Source organism: Pseudomonas sp. B6001 (assembly GCF_013386015.1).
Classification (GTDB): Bacteria; Pseudomonadota; Gammaproteobacteria; order Pseudomonadales; family Pseudomonadaceae; genus Aquipseudomonas.
In genome coordinates, this window is the sequence record NZ_JACAOX010000009.1 from 132,456 (window position 1) to 153,544 (window position 21,089).

Genomic DNA, 21,089 nt, shown 5'->3' on the forward strand with positions numbered 1-21,089 from the left:
TGAGCGGCCCTGATGAGGCTCATCAGGGCCGCGCTGACTGCGCTTAAGGAAGGAGCGTGCTGCTTGCGCGTTAGTTCACCCGCTATTCGTTTCCAAATATGTTGCGTCAGTTGATGCGTGGATGTTGCTGCACCAGGTTTTCACGCTTGGCTTCTAGCTCGGCGATTTGCGCGTCGATATCTTCGATCTTCTGCTCGATATTGTCTTCGTGCTCCTGCAGCAGCTCCTTGGCTTCCTCGATATCCGACGCCGCCGGTGCCGCGCCGCGCAGGGGTTTGTTGGCGGTTTCCTTCATGGTCAGGGCGGTGAAAAGCCCCAGTACGGCGAATACCATCAGGTAATAGGCCGGCATGTACAGGTTGTTGGTGGTCTCCACCAGCCAGGCCATGGCGGTTGGCGTGAGGCCGGCAATCAGGATCGAGATGTTGAAGGCGCTGGCGAGCGCGCTGTAGCGGATGTGGGTAGGGAACATCGCCGGCAGGGTGGACGCCATCACGCCGATAAAGAAGTTGAGCACCACCGCAATGATCAGCAGCCCCGAGAAAATCAGCCCGAGCTTACCGCTGTTGATCAGCATGAACGCCGGAATGGCGAGAAAGAACAGCGCGATGCTGCCGAACAGAATGAAGGGTTTGCGCCCGATCTTGTCGCTGACAAAGCCAATCATCGGCTGCACGAACAACATGCCGACCATGATCGCGATGATGATCAACACGCCGTGGTTTTCGCTGTAGTGCAGGTTGTGCGACAGGTAGCTCGGCATGTAGGTGAGCAGCATGTAGTACGTGACGTTGGTCACCACCACCACGCCGACACAGGTCATCAGGCTGCGCCAGTGCTTGGTGGCGACTTCCTTGAACGAGACTTTCGGGCCGCCCGCCAGGCCTTCGCGGTCACCTTGTTCGAGTTGCTCCACGTGCTGTTGAAAGGCCGGTGTTTCTTCCAGGGCATGACGCAAGTAGAGCCCGATCATGCCCAGCGGCAGGGCGAGGAAGAACGGCAGGCGCCAGCCCCAGGACTGGAAGGCGTCTTCGCCGATCACCGCCGAAATCAGCACCACCACGCCCGCGCCGAGCACGAAGCCGGCGATGGAGCCGAAGTCCAGCCAACTGCCGAGGAAGCCGCGCTTGCGGTCCGGGGCGTATTCGGCGACGAAGATCGAGGCACCGGTGTACTCACCGCCCACCGAGAAGCCCTGAGCCATCTTGGCCAGCAGCAACAGGATCGGCGCCCAGATGCCGATCGAGTCATAGGAGGGGATCAGCCCGATGGCGAAGGTGCTCAAGGACATGATCACGATGGTCGCCGCCAGGACCTTTTGCCGGCCGTATTTGTCCCCCAGCCGGCCGAAGAACAGGCCGCCCAACGGGCGAATCAGGAACGGCACCGAGAAGGTCGCCAGGGCCGCGATCATCTGTACGCTGGGAGACGCTTCGGGGAAGAACACCTTGCCCAGCACATAGGCGACAAAGCCATACACCCCGAAGTCGAACCACTCCATGGCATTGCCCAGCGCAGCGGCGGTGATCGCCTTGCGCATCTTGGCGTCGTCGACGATGGTGATGTCATCCAATCCAATCGGATTGACGGTTTTCTTGCGTGATTTCATGGGAATACTCAGCCACAGGTCCATTTCGATGCCACTGTTTTGGTGGCATGCGCTTAATGGGTCAGATACATGCGGACACTGAATAATTCACCACTGGCTGGATTTTTTTGTTAACGGCCCGGCAAGGATTAACTGATCCGCTCGCCCCCCAGGGAATCACGCTGCATCGACTGCAGGTTTTTCTCGATGGTTTCGCAAAGGGCTTCCATCTGGATCTGGTGCTCGCTGTCGCGGAACGGGCTTTGCAAATCGGTGCCGATGCGTTCGATGGCCAGCAGCATGAAGCCCACCACCGTGGACGCCAGCGGGGTGAACCAGCCCAGGGATTCCACCAGGCCCACCGGCACGATCAGGCAGAACAGCGAGATGAACAGCCGTGGGAAATACACGTAAGGGTAGGGCAGCGGCGTATTGGCGATGCGCTCCATGCCGCCCTGGCTGTTGGACAAATCCACCAGGGTCGACTCCAGCCGCGCCAGGCGAATGCTGTCCAGGCGCCCGGCCTTGTATTCCTGGGCCAGCAGGGCTGCGGAGCCGTTGATGATGTCGTTGGAAAAGTTATTGGTACTGGTGCTGCGGGCGAACTCGTCGGCCGGCAGGAAGGCGCGGATTTCATCCGGGCAAGGCTGGCCCCGCAAGTGCGCCGCCAGGCAGTTCACATACGCCACGTGACGGCGCAGCAAGGTCGCCTTTATCGGGTTGACCTCATTGTCCGGGTCATCCAGCAGCGTCAGCACTTGCCGGGCGAAGCTGCGGGAATTGTTGACCATCGCCCCCCACAACGTGCGTGCCTCCCACCAGCGGTTGTAGGCGCTGCTGTTGCGGAAACTGATCAGCACCACCAGCGCCGAGCCGAGTAGGGTGAGCGGCATCAGCGGCAGGTTGATCTTGCTGTTGAGGAACAGCATGAAGTCCACGGTGACGGCGATATCCCAGAGCAGCAGCCAGAACAGCGCCCAGCCTACATAGCCCATGGTCTTGATGATCAGGCGGTATTTTTTGATGATGGCAGCTTTCAAACGGAAACCTCGCGGCGAGCGGTAAACATCAATGCCCTAGCTCGGACGGTGTTTACCGGGTAAAGGTTCGCCGGCGGGTCGGCTCTTCAGGCCTGGAATGTCAGGACAAAGCGGTTTTCGCCCTGGGGCTTGCCGTCCGGTGCGGGCTGGTCGGGCACGAAACCGCAGCGGGTCAGGACTTTTTGTGAGCCCACATTCTCGGGGTACACGTACGCCACCAGTTGGGTCAGTGCCCAGCGCGCCTGTGCCTCGCGGATCAGATGGTTCAGCGCCAGGGTTGCCAGCCCTTGCCCGCACGAGCGCTCACCCACGCGGTAGCCGACTTCGGCAGAGCCCTTTGGCGAGTCGATGCTTTTCAGGTTGGCGCGACCGACGATTTCGCCGTTGGCGTCTTCGATCACGAACGGGTGCCATGTGCCGGTGGCCAGGCCTGATAGATAACCGTCAATATGCTCGGCGACGCCCTGCACCGAGTAAAACGATGGGTCGCGCGCCTCGATATGCGACTCGAACCAGTCACGGTTACGGGCTTCGAAGGCCAGCAATGCTTCAGTGTCCGTACTGCTCAGCTCGCGAACGCGAAATGACGTCATTGCTCGAATCTCCAGGGTTGTTCTGTCCATTTAGTCATGTTTTCGTCATAAAGGCGTGTGAAATTTGCCTGCCAAAAATATGAAATCATGGAGTGTTTCCGATGAGGGTAGTCACCTCCGGCTCGGCGTATCTGGACATCGATGCATACGCCTGCTGCATTGCGTATGCCGAGTTGTTGAATCGTCAGGGAATCGAGGCGCGTGCCGTCAGCAGTGCTCCACTGAATGCCAGCATCTCCAGGACCGTGCTCGGCTGGCTATCATCACTGGATGACTACCGACCCGGGCCCGGCGATGAGTTTGTGATGGTGGATATCTCGGACTTCCACCACTTCGACCCGGTGGTCGTGCTCGATCAGGTGGTGGAGGTGATTGACCATCACCCGGGGTTTGAAACCTATTGGGCGCAGAGGCTGGGAAGTGCCGCAGACATCCGTTTGATCGGTGCAGCAGCGACGCAGGTTTTCCTGCGTTGGGAAGCGGCCGGTTTGTTGCCGCTGATCAGTGAGCACAGTGCCGCGCTGCTGGCCACGGCAATCCTGGACAATACCCTGAATTTTACCGGGCAGTTGACCACCGCGGCGGATGTTCGGGCTTATGAAACCCTCGCGCTGCTGGCGAAACTCGCGGCAGACTGGCCTGAGCGGTATTTCTCCGAGTGCCAGGCCACTATCGAGTCAGACCTTGCAGGCGCGTTGGAGGGTGACCTGAAGTGGCTGAAAGCCGACAGCAACCTGCCGCAGGTTTTTGCGCAGATGACGGTGTGGGATGCCGGTGCGCTGATCCGAAAGCATCGCTCGACCATCGCTGATTGGCTGGCGGCGCAGGGGGAGGACTGGCTGGTGAATCTCATCAGTATCCGCGAGTGCAAAAGTTATTTCCTGGCTGAGCCCAAGGTAAGCCAGGAAAAACTGAGCCAGTTGCTTTCCATCGACTGGCAGGCCGGGATGGCGGTGCTGGATCGTTCGCTGTTGCGCAAGGAACTGGTAAGGCTGGCGGCCACTGATTGACGGCGTTCACCAAAGTGACGTTCCTCTTTGAAGAACCCGCAATACAATGGCCAGGGTATTACCGAAAAGGAACGGCAGTTGAACGAACACACATTGTCCATGCGCCTTGAGCGCGTGGCGACGCACGTCCCCGCCGGGGCGCGCCTGGCGGATATCGGCTCCGACCACGGCTACCTGCCGGTGGCATTGATGCGCCGCGGCGCCATCGTGGCGGCGGTGGCGGGCGAGGTGGCCCTGACGCCGTTTCGCGCAGCCGAGCGCACGGTGCGCGAGAACGAGCTGGAGCGACACATCACCGTACGCCTGGCCAGTGGCCTGGCGGCGATCGAGCCGGGAGACGGGATTAACGCGATCAGCATCTGCGGCATGGGCGGCGAGACCATCCGCGACATCCTCCACAGCGACAAGGCGCGCCTCAACGGCCGGGAGCGCCTGGTGCTGCAGCCCAACGGCGGCGAGCAACCGTTGCGCCAGTGGTTGATGGAGAACGGCTACCGCATCGTGTGCGAAGAGCTGCTGCGGGAGAACCGATTCTTCTACGAAATCATCGTTGCCGAGCACGCCGGGCCTGTGACCTACACCGCCGAAGAACTGTACTTCGGCCCGCTGCAAATGCAGGCCCGCAGCCCGGAATTCCTGCTCAAGTGGCAGCGCATCCTGCGCCACAAACAGCAGACCCTGAGCGACTTCGCCCAGGCGCGGCAAGCGGTGCCCGAGGACAAGGTGCAAGAAGTCGCCCAGCAGGCGCGGTGGATCGCAAAACTGCTGGCGTGAGGGTCAGCCTGCGAGGGTGTTCAGCTCTGCGAGTACCTCATCCGAAAGATCCAGCTCGCCCACCGCGATGTTTTCCCGTAGATGGGTGAGCGAGGACGTTCCCGGGATCAGCAGGATATTCGGGGAACGGCGCAGCAACCATGCCAGGGCCAGTTGCATCGGGGTGACGCCGAGGCGCTGTGCGACGTTCGACAACACCGCTGACTGCACTGGCGAGAACCCGCCCAGCGGGAAGAATGGCACATAGGCAATGCCGTCCCGGGCCAATTCGTCGAGCATCGCGTTATCGTGTTGGTGGGCGATGTTGTACAGGTTCTGGACGCACACGAAGCGCACGATTTTTCGCGCCTCGGCGACCTGCGTCGGGGTAACGTTGCTGATGCCGATATGGCGTATCAGGCCCTGTTGTTGCAGCTCGGCAATGGCACTCAGGGGTTCCTCGATGGAGCCTTCGGCAGTGCCCATCACGCCGTGCATGGCCCGCACATTCACCACGTCCAGCACATCCAGGCCCAGGTTGCGCAGGTTGTCGTGCACGGCCTGGGTCAGCTCGGCCTTCGACGAAGCGTTGAACCAGGCGCCATCGTCGCCACGGCGGGCGCCTACCTTGGTGACGATCGTAAGATCGTCTTTATACGGGTGCAGTGCCTCACGAATAATCTGATTGGTGACATGCGGCCCGTAGAAGTCGCTGGTGTCGATATGGTTCACGCCGCAAGCGACGGCCTCGCGCAGTACGGCCAGCGCTGCATCACGGTCCTTGGGCGGGCCAAACACGCCTGGGCCGGCCAGTTGCATGGCGCCGTAGCCGATGCGGTTGACGGTGCGATCGCCGAGATTGAATGTGCTGGTGGTCATGGTCGGGGCTCTTGCTTGACGGGAGGAAGCCTATAATATGAAGGATCCTTCAGGTTTAGAATTCGCATTCCATGAGCCCTCTCAAAGCGTCGTTAAAGCCAAGAAAATCAGCGGTCCAGGCCCGGTCGGCGGCGACGGTGGAAGCGCTGCACACGGCAACCCTTCAGGTTTTGACCGCTCAGGGCCTGGTCCGCTGCACCACGACCCGCGTGGCCGAGCGGGCGGGCATGTCGGTGGGCAGTCTCTATCAGTACTATCCGAACCGCGATGCACTGCTTGCTGCGGTATTGGAGAAGCATCTGGTGCAGGTGGCCGAGACCGTCGAGCAGGCGTGCGATCAACACCAGGGCACCACGGTGGCGGAAATGGCATCGGGGTTTGTCACGGCTTTTCTCGCCGTGAAGCTGATGGACCCGACGGCGTCCAAAGCCCTGTATGCCATCGCAGGTGAGCGGGGCGGTGCGGAGCTTGTGGCGCGGATCAACAAGCGGGTGGTGGCCGCGATTGCAGCGATGTTGGCGACGGCGTCGGATGCCCGGTTTGAAGACCCATCCCTTACCGCCGCCATCTCGCTCAGCGCGGTGGTGGGACCGGTTCGGGCGTTGCTTGAAGGCAATGCATCTGCGGCCTTTGAAGCCGGCCTGGAACAGCAGGTGACCCGCATGCTGCGAGCTTATCTTCAAACCTATCAGTCACTTACGTAAACCGTGTTCAGGGTATTTTGCAGCGCTGCTTCGCACTAAAGTCACATCCATGGGTCCATAAGCCCCGCAATCGAACTTTGAAGATTTAACCCATGCACCTACGCAAAATTGCAGTTGGGCTGTCGGCCCTTGTTTTGCTCTCCACCGGGGCGCAAGCCCGTGGCCTGCTGGACCTCATCACACCGCCTCAATCCCATACCTCTCGCTCGGGCTCCATCAGTCAGGGCGCGGCCCTGGGTCTGTATTCAAGCCAACAGAAAAAGCCATCGTTCGACAGTTGCGCCGACCTGTTCCCGGCCGCACAACCGATCAACACGGCCACCGTGCCGGCCACCATGAAACCCCTGGCGCTGTGTTCCGATAATTTCGCGGTGCTGTACTCGCAAACCAGCAAGACCCCGCTGGTGGTGGTCGAACGCCTGAATGCCGGCCAGTTGAAGGATGCCAAAGGCGAAGAACGCACCAACCAGTTCTACCCCGACCCGCGTATTCCCAAAGGCGCGCGCGCCGAGTTGAGCGACTACCGTGGCCAACACCCGGCCGTGGACCGTGGCCATCAATCCCCGGCGGCGGATGCGCCGAGCACCAACGCCATGGCCCAGTCCTTTGCGCTGTCGAACATGGTCCCGCAAGACCCGACCAACAACCGCAAGATCTGGAGCAAGGTCGAGGCGGACGTGCGCAAGTTTGCCAAGCGCGCCGACGGCAACGTGTTCGTGTTCACCGGGCCGTTGTTTGACCCGGGCTACAGCACCATTGGCGACAACAAGGTCTGGGTGCCGACCCGCCTGTTCAAGCTGGTTTACGACGTGTCGTCCAAGCGCGCCTGGGCGTATGTTCTGCCCAACGCTGAAACCCGTATCGAGAAGCCGATGGACTACGCGACGTTTGTGAAAACCACCGGGCTCAAGTTGCTCGGGAATTTGCCGGTGACGGGGTCAGTCGGGCGTACTTGATGGCCTGAAACCGGGTGCGTCACTTGCCCTTTTTCAACGTCTTCAAGGGCAACGTTGCGCGCTGCACAGCGGCCATCTTCTCTGGCCGCTTCATCTTTTTCCATTTACGAATATCGTCCTTGGTGCGTCCACAACTCACGCACAGCTCACCACTGACCTGGCAGGTTGAGACGCACGGGTTCTCGATATCTTTAGCCAAGGCTTTACCCCTTTACCGCATACAGTTTGAGCAGGCGCAGGCGCCAATTGCCGCCATGCTGCAGGTGGCATTCTTCCTCGGAGTCGAAGCGCACGTAGCGGTGCGAAGAAGGGCGATCCACCCCGGCATCCTCCAGCGCGGTGGCCGTCAGCTCGCGCATGCGCAGGTCCAGTCCGGTAGAAAGGGCCAGTTCCCGGTTCGCCCTGGTATCGAATACCCAGATGACCAGCAGGCTTTGGGCAAAGGCCTGGTAGTCGACTTCGTGGGTCAGCCAGTCGAAGCCGGTGATTTCGGCTTTCGCGATCTCACAGGCTTCGGTCAGGGCCGCGACCAGGCGACGTTCGATGCGTGCGCTGTCGCGTTTGCTTGAAGACATGGGGATTCCTTGAGGAGCGAGGAGGGTGATGATACGCGAGAGATCCACTGTAGGAGCTGTCGAGCTTTAGCGAGGCTGCGATGGCGGACTGGCAGGCGACATCTTTATTGCCTGACAGGACCTCTTCGCAGCCTCGCTGAAGCTCGACAGCTCCCACATTGGTTTGTTGTCGCTTGTCAGATCGCGATCGGCTGAGCCGTCAAGCGAGCCCAATACTCAAGCCTGCGAAGATCCACTGTGGGAGCTGTCGAGCTTTAGCGAGGCTGCGATGGCGGACTGTCAGGCGACATCTTTATCGCCTGACAGGGCCTCTTCGCAGCCTCGCTGAAGCTCGACAGCTCCCACATTGGATTCGTTTTGCCTGTCAGATTTTCTTCGGCCGATCCAGCTTGCGCGTCATGGTGTACACCGCCACGCCGGCCGCCAGGATGCCCGAGGCCGCGCCGACCGCCAACGCCCAGCGCGGGCCAAGATGGTCGGCCACCCAGCCCACAATCGGTGCGCCAATCGGTGTGCCGCCCAGGGCCACGCCCACCCGCAGGGCGATTACCCGGCCGCGCATGGAGGGTTCGGTGGTGAGTTGCATCAGGCTGTTGGTGGTGTTGCTGAAGGTCAGCGCGCCCACGCCGATGATCACCAGCGCCCCGGCGAACAACCAATAGTTCGGGGCAATCGCCGCCAGCGTGCAGCCCACCCCGAATACCAGCGCGCCGATCAACAACGCCTTGAAGTGTGGCCGCTCGCGACCGGCTGCGAGCAGCGCCCCGGCAACGGTGCCGATGGCCAGGGTCGACGTCAGCAGGCCATAGCCGCGGGCATCGGCGTGGAACACGGTGACGGCCATGGTCGAGATGAAGATCGGAAAATTCATGCCGAAGGTGCCGATCAAGAACAGCATGATCAGGATCGCCATCAGGTCCGGCCGCGCCCACACATAGCGCAGGCCTTCAGTCAGGCTGCCCTTGGTGCGCAGCGCCCGCAGGCTGGTGTGCAGGCCGGAAACCCGCAGCAGAAACAGCGAGGCCAGCACCGCGAAAAAACTCGCGCCATTGAGCAGGAACGCCCAGCCGGTGCCCACCGACGCGATGGTCACGCCGGCCACCGCCGGGCCAATCATGCGCGCCATGTTGAACGAGGTGGAATTGAGCGCGATGGCATTGGACAGGTCCGCTTCGCCCACCAGCTCCGCCACGAATATCTGCCGCACCGGTGCATCGAAGGCCGAGGCGCAGCCGGACAAAAACGCGAACACATACACGTGCCACAGCTGCACGATGCCGGTCAGGGTAAACACCCCCAGCATCAGCGCCAGCACGCCCATCACGCCCTGGGTGACCATCAGCAGCTTGCGCTTGTCGTAGTGATCGGCGGCGAAGCCGGTCCAGGGCAGCAACAGCAATTGCGGTCCGAACTGCAACGCCATGACGATGCCGACGGCCGACGCGTTATGCGGCGTGAGCTGGGTCAGCACCAGCCAGTCCTGGGCCGTGCGTTGCATCCAGGTGCCGATATTCGACACCAGGGCGCCGGCGGCCCAAATGCGGTAGTTGACGCTGCGCAGCGAGCGGAAAATGCCCATCGAACTCACACCGGCCCTGAGGAGTGACCACCGTTGAAGCGCCCGAAATGCTGCGCCAGGAAAACACTCAGGGCCAAGGCCCCGAGCCCGAGGGCGAGCACATCAGCGGTGTTTTTGAGGTCGAAGTCCCCAACCCGGCAGACCAGCACGTAGCCGATCACCAGGTTGAGAAAACCCCAGAGCACATTCAGCGTCGAGGAGGACCGCCCCTGGCCGCGCGGCTTGGCAAACGGCGTCTGGAAGGACTGGCCCATCAAGCCACTGAGGCAATGGGGCAGCGCGTTGGCGAGCAATACGCCGCCGAAGAAATAAGACACCAGCTCATGCCATTGCATCGTCACGCCCCCCTTGTTGCAAGCAAGCCGATGATCTCTTGCGCCGTGCCGGTTTCCCCCAGCTTCGGGAATACCTGGTTCAGGCTGTAGTGATGGGCCTCGGCGTTCGCGTCGGTCATGGCGTCGACGGCCAGGGTCACGTTGAAGCCGGCCTCGTAGGCCTGGCGCGCGGTGGACTCCACGCCGGTTCCGGTAGCAACGCCGGTGATCACCACTTGGGTCACGCCGAGTGCTTTGAGTTGCGCCTCAAGATCGGTGCTGGCGAAGGCGCCCCAGGTGCGTTTGGTCACCCCTATGTCGCCGGGTTGCTGATCGAGTTCGGGCAGCAGGTCGGCCCATCCCGGTGGAAATACATCGCTGCGCCGTGGCCGCTCGGTACGCCCGGGGGCGAAGCCTGTGACGTTGACCAGCACCACCGGCATGCCGCGCTCGCGGAACGCGTCGAGCAGTGCACGGGAGCGTTCCACCACGGCGCCGATGGGGTGGATGAACGGGTATTCGGCGATGCCTTTTTGCAAGTCCACGATGATCAGCGCGGTGTTGGGATCCAGCAAGGTGACGGCCATGGGATGTCCTCGAACGGGTAGGGGGCTCAAAAGTCGGCGAGGCGCTCCAGCAGCTTTACCGCTGCCGCGAGTTCAGCTTGTTCTTCGGCAGACAGTTGCTCCTGCAGCGCCCGCAGCAGCCAATCGTCCTTGGCCGCCCGGCTGGCGATCAGGTGCTTACGAAAGCCGGGAGTCAGCTCGATCAGGGTTTGGCGCCCATCGCTGGGGTCGGGTTTGCCCCTGATCGCTTTCATCGTTTCCAGCCCGGCCACGGTGATGCGCATGGACTGCGGCCGCACGCTCTCCGCCCGGGCCAGGGCCGAGACGGTGCTGGGCCCGTCTCGGTCCAGGCGCAGCAGCACCGACTTCTGGGCGGAAGTGAAATCGTTCGGATGGGTTTGTTCCCGCAGCCGGCGTATCAGCTTGCCCAGGGAGATGCGCAGCTCGGCAGCCAGGGCGGCGGATTGGGTTTCGGAGGTGATGGAAGGTTTGTTCATGCCGGGACGTTAGCATGCTTGCAGAAAAACTGTACAGTTTAGCTGTATGAATTTTTTGTCATAAAAGCCCGCGTCAACGGTCCTTTTGCCGGGGCATTTGTGATCCTGGCTGCGCTGGCGTGTGCGACCGGGCAAATCCGGGTGCATTTCTCGGCCATTACCGCCGCCAGCCTGGCCTTCCAGACGGTGGTGTTCTCGTTCCTGAGCCTGCTGGTGTGGTTGCTGGACGAGACGCTGCAGTCATCGTTCATCGTGGGCTCGGTGCTGGTGCTGGTGGGGATTGTGGTGGTGAGTGGGCATGATCTTTTAAGGCTGCGCATGGCCAGCCTCGTCAAGGACTGATACGTTCACCAGGCCGGCCATTCCTGGACGTACTTCCTCCCTTCACAGGCGCTCAATCGTGACACCAGACATTGATGAAGAACGCCGCCAACTCAAGGCGGCCTGCACTGAAGAGATCAATGGGTTTGCAGAGCCCACGCCCGCCCAGTGGTTCCAGGAAATGGCGGACTGGGCACAGGCCAACCATGTGTCCCATGACAACTATGGCAGCGGTGCCTTGATCGAAGGCTTTGAAGCCAAGGTTGCCGAATTGTTGGGCAAGCCCGCGGCAGTGTTCATGCCCAGTGGCGTGATGGCGCAATTGATTGCGCTCAATATCTGGAGCGAGCGAAGCCTGCTACCGCGCTTCGGGATACACGCGTCCTCGCATTTGCAGCTGCACGAAGAGCAGGCGTTCCAGGCCTTGCTGCACTTGCATGGGGTGATGGTGGGCCACCGCTTGCGACCGATCCTGGCCGACGACCTCGCAGCGATTGCCGAGCCATTGAGCTGCCTGGTGGTGGAGCTGCCTGCCCGGGAGATCGGTGGGCAACTGCCTGAATGGCATGAACTGGAGGCCTTGAAGGCGACGGCGGCGGCCTCGAATACACCGCTGCATATGGATGGGGCCCGCCTATGGGAAACCCGCGCCTACTACCAGCGCTCTTACGCCGAAATCGCTGAAGGTTTCTCCTCCGTGTACGTCTCGGCCTACAAGGGCCTCGGCGGTATCGCCGGCTCGCTGCTGGCGGGCGACACCGACTTTATCCAGCAGGCCCGCCTGTGGCGTAAACGGCTGGGCGGCACCTTGATAAAGCAGAGCCCGATGGTGGTCTCCACGGCCATGCGCTTTGACCAACGCCTGGGGATGCTGGAGGCCTGCTATCAGCGCGCCTTGCGCCTGGCGACCTGCCTGCAAGCGATTCCCGGCATTCGCATCCTGCCGCGCACGCCTCAGGTGAACATGCTTCACCTGTATTTCGACGCAGACTGCGCGGCACTGCTCAACGCCCGTGATGAGATTGCCCGCCAGCACGGGTGTTGGCTGTTCACACACCTGCAACCCACCGAGGTGCCGGGATGGTGCAAGACCGAATGCTATGTGGGTGACCGATTGTTGGGCGTGGATGATGAACGGGTTCTGCAACTGTTCACGGACTTGATGAGCCGCGCATTGACCTGATCGACATGCATGCGCGGCTTTTTCCCGGCCTATCAAGTGTGTTGATAGCGGTACTCCTGAGTCACCCCTTCATAGCCGTAGGCACTGGCTCGGCAGTCGATGATATGCACATTGGAGTGCGGGTGCAGGTTGCCGATCAACTCCGCCAACAGCGTGTAGGCCTCACGATGAAAACGCGCCTTTTGCGCCTTGGTGTTGGTCTCATCGGTCACGGTGACTTCCAGGCGGAATGCGTTGCGCCCGTGTTCGGCCAGCGAGCGGTTATGAATGAACCACTGGTCGTGCGGCACAAAATCGAGAATCAGCAAGGTCTGCTCCGGGCGTTTCTCGAGCACTTCACAGGTCAGTGCAGTGAGCTGCGGGACGAGCTGGCGGACCAGTTCGGGATTGCGTTCTCCGGAGATTTTCAGGGTGATGCCTGGCATGGCGAATTCCTCGTAAGGGTAGGGTGAGGTGCCAGATTAAGAAAATTATTCGGATCTGAAAAACGGGAAGATATAATGATATCTATCGGAAAAAACGCAGGTTAGACATGCGCCCCTTTGACCTTGAGCAACTGCGCTCCTTCGTCACCATCCTGGAATCCGGCAGCCTTTCGGCGGCCGCGCCCAAGCTGTGCCGTTCCCAGTCCGCGCTCAGTGAGCAACTTCGCAAGCTGGAAACCTTCACCGGCGTGACGCTGCTGGAGCGCGGTAAAAAAGGCGTGAGCCCCACACCTGCCGGAGAGCGCCTGCTGGCACATGCGCGTGAATTGCTCGCGCTGAGTGACTGCGTGCTTGAGGACATGCGCGGCGTGACCTTGAGCGGCGAACTGCGCCTGGCCATCACCGACTATTTTTTGCCGAGCGCCATCGCGGGCATGTTGAAGGGTTTGCGCACGCGATATCCGCAGCTTCGGTTGCATGTTTCGGTGCGCAAGAGCCTGCAAATCGAAAAGGGCGCCAACAGCGGCGAATTCGACATTGGCCTGTCGATGCGCATCCTCGATGGTCGCAGCCTTCCCGAAGGCATTCCCGTACGACGAGAGGCCCTGCGGTGGGTGGCACTCAGTGGGTTCGACGCACAGCACCAACTCGCGGCGCCGCTGCCGTTGGTGGTACTTCCCCAGGATTGCAGCTTGCAGCGGTTCACCATCGACCTGCTGGATGCGCGCGGGGTGCCGTATGTCATTGCGCATTCCGCGTCCGGGGTGGCGGGCCTGCAATCGGCACTGCTGGCGGGGCTGGGCGTGGCGTGCCTGAACAGCTCGGCCGTGCCTGCCGGGGCCGAGGCATGCCGGACGATTCAAACGCTTCCGGCGTTGCCCGATGTCGAGTTCAGCCTGTTACCGCCGCGTCCGGGCGAGGCTTCGCTGGTCAGTGCAGTGCGAGAAATGTTGATCACGCACTTTTCCTAGCGGCTCAAGATCGCCGGCTGGCCCCCGGCGGCTGCCCGGTGACGCGCTTGAATGCCCGGCTGAACGCGGCCTGGGAGTTATAGCCAAGGCGCTGCGCCACGGTTTCAATGGGCAGCCGCTCCAGCGTCAGCCACTGGCTGGCCAGGCGCATCCGCAGTTCGGTGGCGTAGCGCAACGGTGGCGTTCCGATTGTGGTTTGAAAGTGTTGGGCGAACACCGAGCGCGAGGTATGACACTGCGCCGCCAGCTCTTCCACCGTCCAGTCGCGCCCAGGCTGTTGATGCAACGCCAGCAGGGCCTTGGCCAGGCGCGGGTCGCGTAGCGCGGCCACCAGGCCGGACGCATTCCCGCAGGCACATTCGACCCAGCCCCGAACAACCATGGCTGCCACCACGTCCGCCAGGCGCGCCAGAATGCCGGCGAAGCCGATGCGGGCGCTGCTGACTTCACGCTCCATGGCCGCCAGGATCGGCATCAGCCCCGGATAACGTTGGCCCTTGGCGTCGATCAGCATCAGGTCCGGCATCAGGCGGCCAAGGCCGTGCAAACTCCCCAGTTCAAACTCCATGCAGCCGCTGAAGAGCAGCGTGCTTTGAGCCACGCCTGCATCGGCGCGGGCATCCACGGCACACACCGCATCGCCGAGGGCTGCGGCGTTGAAGCTGTCGATGTCCTGCACCGGCACCTCCGGGCTGGAGAGCAACTGATGGGCGCCCCCGTGGGAGATGAACACGGCGTTGCCCGGCGTCAGTTCGTACTGCGTGCCGTCCTCGGTACGCAGGGTGACGCCGCCGGCGGCGACAAGGTGGAAGTACGCATGCCCGGGTTTGGCCGCAAAGCCCAGGCCAAACGCCGGCCCGGCCTGGATACGGCGGTACTCGACGCCCCGCAGGCGCATGCCGCGCAACAGCTCGTTGATGAGGTCAGAGGACACGTCGAACGGTTCTGGAGGCATCATTTTCGGGGTTTCGGTAAAGAATTCAAGATTTTGCATCATAGATCATCCTGCCCTGCGTATCTAGACTGGCGGTCGCGATAACTTTTGGAGGGTGACCAGTGATGAGCAGTTGTGTGTGTGACGCCGTAACCGGTGCAGATGTGGCGCCCGCGACACCGGCCTGGATGGCGGTGTTTTCGTTGGCGATGGGCGTGTTCGGATTACTCACGGCGGAGTACCTGCCGGCCAGTTTGTTGACGCCGATGGCGGCCGAACTCGGCGTCTCGGAAGCCTTGGCAGGGCAGGCGGTGACAGTCACGGCGGTGGTGGCGTTGTTCGCCGGGTTGCTGGTACCGGGCCTGACCCGCGGGATCGACCGGCGCGTGGTGCTGTTGTGCTTCAGCGCACTGATGATCTGCTCCAACCTGCTGGTGGCGGTCTCGTCGAGCCTCACGGTGTTGCTGCTGATGCGCGTCCTGCTGGGCATCGCCCTGGGTGGCTTCTGGAGCATGGCGGCGGCGGTGGCGATGCGGCTTGTACCGGCGGCACTGCTGACGCGTGCCTTGTCGATCATCTTCAGCGGCATCGCGGTGGGCACTGTCGTGGCGGTGCCGCTGGGCAGCTTTTTGGGTGGGCTGTACGGCTGGCGCAGCGCGTTTCTCGCCGCCGCCGCAGTGGGCGGCGTGACCCTGGTGTTCCAGCTGTTCACCCTGCCGCCGCTCGCACCCCGCAGGACCGCCCGCTTGAGGACGGTGCTGGAAGTGCTGTTGCGTCCGGGCATTGCCGTGGGCATGTTGGGGTGCGTGCTGGTGCACACCGGGCACTTTGCGCTGTTCACCTATATCCGGCCATTCCTGGAAAGCACCACTGGCGTCGATGCCGAGGGGCTGGCGTTGATGTTGCTGGGATTCGGTGTTGCGAACTTTGCCGGCACGCTGCTGGCCGGCTGGCTGCTGGTGCGTCTGCCGCGTGGAACATTGGTGCTGATGCCCGCGCTGGTGGGCGTTGCGGCGCTCGCCCTGGCGCTGTTGCCGGCAACCGTGACCGGGCAGGTGTGGTTGTTGATGCTGTGGGGCCTGGCGTTTGGCGGGGTGCCGGTGGCCTGGTCGAACTGGGTGGCGCGGGCCGTGCCTGACCAGGCCGAAAGCGCCGGGGGCATGGTGGTGGCTTCAGTGCAGTCGGCGATTGCCGCCGGGGCGGCGGCAGGCGGCGCGATGTTCAGTTTCAGTGGTATCGGCGGGGTCTTTGTCGCGGCAGGTATCTTGATGCTGTTGGCGGCACTGTTGATTGCGCTGAAGGTGAAGGTTGAAGCGCCTCCACAAGGTGCAGAGGCGGGGCCGGCGTTTCATCTCTGAAACCGTGTTAGAGGCAGGGGGCGAGAATAAACGCATGCGCTTCGCCCCCTTTCAGTCCGCTTGATCAATCCTGCTGGTTTTGGGCTCAGGTCCGACTCCGAGCAATCGTAGCTGAACGACCGCCTGCTGATCATTGACCTGCAGCGACCCTCGTATCTCTCTTTACTTCAGTAGCTGCGCAAAATAACCTCTGCCTCGCAGGCACCGTCCTGCTCCTTCAGGTTTGGCAAGGCGCTTCACACTCACCAGCACCGCCTGGCAGGTGTCATGGTGCTTGCACGTTGAGGTTCTGCGATGAGCGCAGTCGTTGATCATGGCGTCCGTTTCGGACGAATTGCAGTAACGCTTCCCGTAAAGGACATGGGCAGGGCCCATGATTTTTACACCAGGGTCCTGGGGTTTACGAAAGCCTTCGAAAATGGAAACCCGATCGGCTTCATGATTCTGCAGCGCGACCAGGGCGAGCTGCATTTGACCTTGCAACCCAACCACCCAGCCGCCGCGTTCACGATTGCCCACCTGATGGTGGACGATGTCGACAGGCTGCACGCCGCTTGCGTGCAGCATGGGGCGAGGATCATCAAGCGCCTCAAGGATCAGGATTACGGGTTGCGGGCGTTTGTGTTCGAAGACCCGGACGGGAATCGTATTGATGTAGGTCAGCCGCTCTAACCGAGCAATCAGGGAAGATAATGTTGACGACTACCGATGTTGTTCACACGCTGCGTGCACCGTCAGAGCTTGATTACTACGACACCCGGTCAGCCCCGCTGCCTACTGAAATCACCGCGCTGGATGCCTGGAACATCATGACCGGCGAACCGGGGCCGTTGATGCAGGTGGCTTTCCGAATCAGGGATGCCATTTCCTCGTTGTTTGGTGTGAAGCGCATCGGTGGGTTCTCCGGCACCTTGCGCGAGGCTGTGCAGGTCGGCGACCGGCTGGACTTCTTCCTGGTGGAACGCAGCGCGCCCGACATGCTGGTGCTGACCGAGCGTGACCGGCACCTGGATGTGATGATCTGCCTTTCAATCGCTGACCGTGTACTCACGATCACCTCGTCGGTTGTCACCCATAACACCTATGGGCGCCTCTACATGCTGCCAGTGGGGCCAGCGCACAAACTCATTGTGAATGCTCACCTACGACGACTTGAACGAACGCTGCAAGAGACAGCCGCAACGCCCGGCGGGTAGGCACGTTCACCGCCCGCCGGGAGGTGGATCAATTGCCTTTTTCAGCCGCCAAGAAGTACGCAACCAACGCATTGGCGTGACCATGGCCCATGCCGTGTTCAGTCTTGAGCAAGGCCACAAGCTCCATATGCTTCCTGGAACTGGCGGCCTTGAGCAGATCCAGCCAGTGGCTAATGGGTTGCCCATAGTTTTTTTCGATGGAGGGGAAGTACGACGCTGGCCCTTTTGTTTTTGTGTCGTCGGTCATGATGCAAACTCCCTTTTTGCTGAGGTGATAATGCCCGGATAACGTTACCGCTCTGGACTCACCGGGTCCACCGTACGGCCCGTCCCTACAGGCCCCCGTTGGCCTCGCCAATCAGAATATCCTCGAAGAACGCCCCGACCGGTTGTGTGGGATGGCAGATCTGTATCTCCAGCACCCAGACCATCTCGCTCGGTACGATCTCGACTTCAGCCAGCTTGTCCTGCCCGAACAGGGCATGGGGGAAGTCGGCGATGCGGTGTCCGGCCAGGTTGCGCTCAAGGCGCCAGCCTTTGGAGAGGGCGCTACCCTCAGCGAAGTCGTACAGCTCGCGCCCGGTCAGCCCGCGGTGCCAGGCATCGCGGGTCTCGTCGAACACTTCATGCAGGGCCTTCGTGCAAGCGTCATGCAATGGGTGCTCGCCGAATACGAAGGTGTCGCCATAGTCGCCTTCATAGCCATCCCACACCGGGCCAAGGTCGACCACGGCGATGTCGGTGGCGCGCAGCTTGCGCAGCAGGTCGATGCCTTGGCGGGGTGTGCGGACGGTGTCTTCGCCAAAGCGGATATAGGTGGGATGCCAGGTGTGAGACGCGCCCATGGCCTGCAATGTCTCGCTGGCCATTGCGAGGGCTTGCGCCGTGGTCATGCCGACTTTCAATTGATCGGCGATGGCGGCCAGGGCCCTGACCGTTTGCTCGCGGGCCGCAAGCATGCCGTCCAGCGAGTAGCGCGGGCCGACTTTTTCCAGCACCGGGTGCCGCGTGTTGAGCGACTCCGCTGGCGTCAATGCACCGCTGGGGACGAAGGCTTCGGCGACAAAACGATGCGCCTGCGCACCCGCCGCCAGGCAGGCTTCGCGGGCCTGGTTGATCATCGTGCTATTGCCGCAGGCGTAGATTTGGCTCTCGGCCCAGTCATGGGGCTGTGTCAACGCGACCTGCTGTACGCGGGCGTCTGCCGACAAAACCCGATGCCAGAGAAAGCGTGGATGGGCCTGGCTGGCCCGTTCGAGAAACTCGACGTCGTAGAAGTCCGCCGGTGCCGAGTTACCCCAATACAGGGTGACCTCGGCCTGGCGGGCCAGGGCCGTCAGCAACAAGGGCTTGATACCGGCATAACCGGTCCCGGTAGCGAACAGCACAACAGGGCGCTCATCGTCGTGTTGCCAGGTGCAGGCGCCCACGGGGCCTTCGAGTTTCACGGCATCACCCACTTGCAAGGTCGGCAGGATGCGTTCGGAAAACAGGCCGCCGCTGACCTGGCGAATATGAAACACCAACCGGCCTTGGTCCTGCGCGGGTAGATTGGCCACGGAGAAACAGCGGCTGTCGCCATTGTCGAGGCGAAACCTGAGGTACTGGCCGGCCCGGACTTCGAGTGGCTGGGCAGTCAGCAACACCAGCTCGACGATGTCGGCGCTCAACGCGCGCTTGCTGATCACCTGTGCGCTGGCTTCCAGCGTTGGCGTGTCCAGTGACCAGCCGGGGATTTCCAGGCGCATGTCGCTGCAGGCATGGCTCTGGCACAGCAACATCTCGTCAGCCGCGAGCGGATAAGAAGGGGCAGGGGTGTCGGGTGTGCGCAGCTTTTCCCGGTGCTGGCCCGACACCACCTTGACCTTGCACGATCCGCAGGCGCCGCGCCGGCAGGAAAAGGGTACGGCGAGACCGCTGACCAGCATGGCGTCGAGCAGCAATTGATCGGCAGCTTCGAAGGATTTGCCCGAGGGCAACAATTCAACGACATGGCGGTTGTGCATAAACACCTCGGGGCAATTGAGCCTCGATTGTTGCGGTAGACTAGGACCAGGAGAACCTCCAGTTTTGGATAATTCATATGGTCCAGCTTCGCAAATGGCGCCCGCTGCTCAAACTCGATGGGGAGCAGCCGCAGGCGTCCTACAGAAAGATCGTCGAGGGCCTGGTGAGCGCGATTGTCGAGGGCCGCCTGCGCCCCGGAGCGCTGTTGCCCGGCACGCGGGAGATGGCGCAACTGCTGGACGTCAACCGCAAGACGGTGATCCTTGCCTACGAGGAGGCGGTGACCAAGGGCTGGCTGGTCAGCCTTCAACGTCGCGGCACCTTCGTCAGTTCGCAGTTGGCGACAGGCGCGGTGCCGGCCACCCGCGCCCCGAAGTCGTTTGCCCCGGCATTGCGGGAGGTGCCTGCGGCGGCCTATTTCACCCCGGGCGAACAGGTGACAGCCCTGCAACACCGGCCCGGCGCGCTGTTTTTCGACAATGGCGCCTGTGACCATCGCTTGCTGCCGCAAGCCGTGCTGCACCGCTATTACCGCAATGCCTTGCGCAACAGCTTTACCACCAACACCGTGCGCCATGGCAGCGAAGGCAGCGGCCAGTACCTGCGCAACGCCCTGGCCGAAATGTTGCGCCACAATCGCGGCCTGACGGTCGGCGCGCCGCAGATTTGCCTGACCCAAGGCGTGCAGATGTCGCTGTACCTGACCGCCAGCGCGCTGCTCAAACCCGGTGATGTGGTGGTGGTCGAACGCCTGAGTTACCCACCGGCCTGGGAGATTTTCCGCCAGTTGGGCGCGCAACTGGTCACCGTGGACCTGGACGACGAAGGTTGCCGGGTCGACCAACTCGCCGAGCTGTGCCGCCTGCATGACGTACGGATGATGTACGTCACCCCCCATCACCAGTTTCCTACCACCGTCAGCCTGCGTGCCGGACGTCGCCAGCAGCTCCTGGAACTGGCCCGGCTGCATGACTTCTGCATCATCGAGGAAGACTACGACCACGAATACCACTTTGCCGGACGGCCCTATTTGCCCCTGGCCAGTGACAGCGCCCAGCGTCATGTGATCTACATCGGCTCGCTGTCCAAGTCCCTGGGCAGCACCTTCCGTTGCAGCTATATCGTTGCCCCGTCGAACCTCATCGAAGTGCTCGAGCGTACGGCGGCGGTGAGCCTGGGCCAGGGCGATGCCGTGATGCAGCGGATGCTCGCGGACCTGATCAACGATGGCGAATTGAAGAAGCACCTGCGGCGGGTGTCCAGGGAATACCGTCGGCGCCGGGAGACCCTGCTCAGTTGTTTGCTGGAAGCTTTTGGCGAGCAGATCTCTGTGCAGGAACCCGAAGGCGGGCTGGCGTTGTGGGTAAGGTTCGCCGACTCAATCGACGTCGACCGACTGGCCGAAAAAGCGCTGGAGCTGGACCTGGTGGTGCGCAGCGGTCGCCTGTTTTCACCGTTTGATCATCCTGAAAATGCCTTGCGCCTGGGCTTCGCCTCGCTCAATTCGGAGGAAATCCGCGTCGCTACGCAGCGTTTGGCTGAGGCTTCACGGGCGATTGGGGGCGCGGCTAAATAATTAAGCCGGCTCAAAGGTGGATGTGTAAGGATATGTTACTTAGCCTTTGATACTGCCAATAACA

At 61.9% G+C, this 21,089-nt stretch carries 25 protein-coding genes; 11 read left to right on the forward strand and 14 right to left on the reverse strand.

Annotated features, from left to right (window positions below; translation table 11 throughout):
• Positions 1-106 precede the first annotated feature (106 nt).
• From proP to HX821_RS11465, 3 genes are all read right to left on the reverse strand, one after another.
• Positions 107-1,609: a glycine betaine/L-proline transporter ProP gene (gene proP / locus HX821_RS11455; protein WP_003207926.1), complete on the reverse strand. Its 1,503-nt coding sequence runs from the start codon at positions 1,607-1,609 to the stop codon at positions 107-109.
• 128 nt (positions 1,610-1,737) lie between these two features.
• Complete coding sequence (locus tag HX821_RS11460) at positions 1,738-2,628, reverse strand: bestrophin family protein (protein ID WP_177035760.1); 891 nt, start codon at positions 2,626-2,628, stop codon at positions 1,738-1,740.
• An 86-nt stretch (positions 2,629-2,714) separates the two neighbouring features.
• Positions 2,715-3,221 carry a GNAT family N-acetyltransferase gene (locus tag HX821_RS11465; RefSeq protein WP_102605056.1) on the reverse strand — a complete coding sequence of 169 codons (507 nt, stop codon included), beginning with the start codon at positions 3,219-3,221 and terminating at the stop codon, positions 2,715-2,717.
• A 101-nt stretch (positions 3,222-3,322) separates the two neighbouring features.
• Between HX821_RS11465 and HX821_RS11470 the strand changes: the two genes are divergently transcribed.
• Together HX821_RS11470 and HX821_RS11475 are read left to right on the forward strand one after the other, a co-directional pair.
• Positions 3,323-4,231, forward strand: coding sequence for a bifunctional oligoribonuclease/PAP phosphatase NrnA (locus HX821_RS11470; protein WP_177035761.1), 909 nt, complete (start codon positions 3,323-3,325; stop codon positions 4,229-4,231).
• A gap of 78 nt (positions 4,232-4,309) precedes the next feature.
• Positions 4,310-5,005, forward strand: coding sequence for a tRNA (adenine(22)-N(1))-methyltransferase TrmK (locus HX821_RS11475; protein ID WP_177035762.1), 696 nt, complete (start codon positions 4,310-4,312; stop codon positions 5,003-5,005).
• A gap of 3 nt (positions 5,006-5,008) precedes the next feature.
• Here the strand turns inward: HX821_RS11475 and HX821_RS11480 are convergent, their stop codons facing one another.
• The gene (locus tag HX821_RS11480; protein WP_177035763.1) at positions 5,009-5,863 is read right to left on the reverse strand and encodes an aldo/keto reductase family oxidoreductase; all 855 of its coding nucleotides are present in this window, start codon (positions 5,861-5,863) and stop codon (positions 5,009-5,011) included.
• Between the two features lie 71 nt (positions 5,864-5,934).
• Between HX821_RS11480 and HX821_RS11485 the strand changes: the two genes are divergently transcribed.
• A complete protein-coding gene (locus HX821_RS11485; protein ID WP_023659027.1) occupies positions 5,935-6,567 on the forward strand; it encodes a TetR/AcrR family transcriptional regulator in 633 nt (210 codons plus the stop codon).
• 92 nt (positions 6,568-6,659) lie between these two features.
• The gene (locus HX821_RS11490; RefSeq protein WP_003207938.1) at positions 6,660-7,523 is read left to right on the forward strand and encodes a DNA/RNA non-specific endonuclease; all 864 of its coding nucleotides are present in this window, start codon (positions 6,660-6,662) and stop codon (positions 7,521-7,523) included.
• A 19-nt stretch (positions 7,524-7,542) separates the two neighbouring features.
• Here the strand turns inward: HX821_RS11490 and HX821_RS11495 are convergent, their stop codons facing one another.
• The 6 genes from HX821_RS11495 to HX821_RS11520 all read right to left on the reverse strand — a co-directional run bounded on the left by HX821_RS11495 (position 7,543) and on the right by HX821_RS11520 (position 11,054).
• Positions 7,543-7,722 (reverse strand): DUF1289 domain-containing protein, encoded by a 180-nt coding sequence (locus HX821_RS11495; RefSeq protein WP_177035764.1) that lies wholly within the window; start codon positions 7,720-7,722, stop codon positions 7,543-7,545.
• Between the two features lie 4 nt (positions 7,723-7,726).
• Complete coding sequence (locus HX821_RS11500; RefSeq protein WP_177035765.1) at positions 7,727-8,098, reverse strand: hypothetical protein; 372 nt, start codon at positions 8,096-8,098, stop codon at positions 7,727-7,729.
• Positions 8,099-8,462: 364 nt separating this feature from the next.
• Complete coding sequence (locus HX821_RS11505) at positions 8,463-9,677, reverse strand: MFS transporter (protein WP_177035766.1); 1,215 nt, start codon at positions 9,675-9,677, stop codon at positions 8,463-8,465.
• A 5-nt stretch (positions 9,678-9,682) separates the two neighbouring features.
• Entirely contained in the window at positions 9,683-10,012 is a 330-nt protein-coding gene (locus tag HX821_RS11510) for a hypothetical protein (protein WP_008438861.1), read from the reverse strand.
• 2 nt (positions 10,013-10,014) lie between these two features.
• Positions 10,015-10,578: an isochorismatase family protein gene (locus HX821_RS11515; RefSeq protein ID WP_102368491.1), complete on the reverse strand. Its 564-nt coding sequence runs from the start codon at positions 10,576-10,578 to the stop codon at positions 10,015-10,017.
• Between the two features lie 26 nt (positions 10,579-10,604).
• Positions 10,605-11,054 carry a MarR family winged helix-turn-helix transcriptional regulator gene (locus HX821_RS11520; RefSeq protein WP_003214523.1) on the reverse strand — a complete coding sequence of 150 codons (450 nt, stop codon included), beginning with the start codon at positions 11,052-11,054 and terminating at the stop codon, positions 10,605-10,607.
• Between the two features lie 99 nt (positions 11,055-11,153).
• Here HX821_RS11520 and HX821_RS11525 point away from each other — a divergent pair, with 99 nt between their 5' ends.
• Positions 11,154-11,396: a hypothetical protein gene (locus tag HX821_RS11525; RefSeq protein ID WP_256344209.1), complete on the forward strand. Its 243-nt coding sequence runs from the start codon at positions 11,154-11,156 to the stop codon at positions 11,394-11,396.
• 58 nt (positions 11,397-11,454) lie between these two features.
• Positions 11,455-12,558, forward strand: coding sequence for a beta-eliminating lyase-related protein (locus tag HX821_RS11530; protein ID WP_177035767.1), 1,104 nt, complete (start codon positions 11,455-11,457; stop codon positions 12,556-12,558).
• Between the two features lie 32 nt (positions 12,559-12,590).
• Here the strand turns inward: HX821_RS11530 and HX821_RS11535 are convergent, their stop codons facing one another.
• The gene (locus tag HX821_RS11535; protein WP_003214522.1) at positions 12,591-12,983 is read right to left on the reverse strand and encodes a tautomerase family protein; all 393 of its coding nucleotides are present in this window, start codon (positions 12,981-12,983) and stop codon (positions 12,591-12,593) included.
• A gap of 107 nt (positions 12,984-13,090) precedes the next feature.
• Between HX821_RS11535 and HX821_RS11540 the strand changes: the two genes are divergently transcribed.
• Positions 13,091-13,954: a LysR family transcriptional regulator gene (locus HX821_RS11540; protein WP_003214521.1), complete on the forward strand. Its 864-nt coding sequence runs from the start codon at positions 13,091-13,093 to the stop codon at positions 13,952-13,954.
• Positions 13,955-13,958: 4 nt separating this feature from the next.
• Here the strand turns inward: HX821_RS11540 and HX821_RS11545 are convergent, their stop codons facing one another.
• Positions 13,959-14,948 (reverse strand): AraC family transcriptional regulator, encoded by a 990-nt coding sequence (locus tag HX821_RS11545; RefSeq protein WP_177035768.1) that lies wholly within the window; start codon positions 14,946-14,948, stop codon positions 13,959-13,961.
• Between the two features lie 65 nt (positions 14,949-15,013).
• On the opposite strand from HX821_RS11545, the gene HX821_RS11550 reads away from it, so the two are divergent.
• From HX821_RS11550 to HX821_RS11560, 3 genes are all read left to right on the forward strand, one after another.
• Positions 15,014-16,246, forward strand: a complete 1,233-nt coding sequence (locus HX821_RS11550) for an MFS transporter (protein WP_177035769.1) — start codon at positions 15,014-15,016, stop codon at positions 16,244-16,246.
• Positions 16,247-16,540: 294 nt separating this feature from the next.
• Complete coding sequence (locus tag HX821_RS11555; protein WP_008438853.1) at positions 16,541-16,918, forward strand: glyoxalase/bleomycin resistance/extradiol dioxygenase family protein; 378 nt, start codon at positions 16,541-16,543, stop codon at positions 16,916-16,918.
• Positions 16,919-16,938: 20 nt separating this feature from the next.
• Entirely contained in the window at positions 16,939-17,442 is a 504-nt protein-coding gene (locus HX821_RS11560; RefSeq protein WP_102368493.1) for a DUF2867 domain-containing protein, read from the forward strand.
• A 28-nt stretch (positions 17,443-17,470) separates the two neighbouring features.
• Here HX821_RS11560 and HX821_RS11565 read toward each other — a convergent pair whose 3' ends face one another.
• Positions 17,471-17,689 (reverse strand): DUF4287 domain-containing protein, encoded by a 219-nt coding sequence (locus tag HX821_RS11565; RefSeq protein ID WP_003214516.1) that lies wholly within the window; start codon positions 17,687-17,689, stop codon positions 17,471-17,473.
• An 85-nt stretch (positions 17,690-17,774) separates the two neighbouring features.
• Complete coding sequence (locus tag HX821_RS11570; RefSeq protein WP_177035770.1) at positions 17,775-19,448, reverse strand: M24 family metallopeptidase; 1,674 nt, start codon at positions 19,446-19,448, stop codon at positions 17,775-17,777.
• 77 nt (positions 19,449-19,525) lie between these two features.
• Here HX821_RS11570 and HX821_RS11575 point away from each other — a divergent pair, with 77 nt between their 5' ends.
• Complete coding sequence (locus HX821_RS11575) at positions 19,526-21,025, forward strand: PLP-dependent aminotransferase family protein (protein WP_177035771.1); 1,500 nt, start codon at positions 19,526-19,528, stop codon at positions 21,023-21,025.
• The last annotated feature ends 64 nt before the right edge of the window (positions 21,026-21,089 follow it).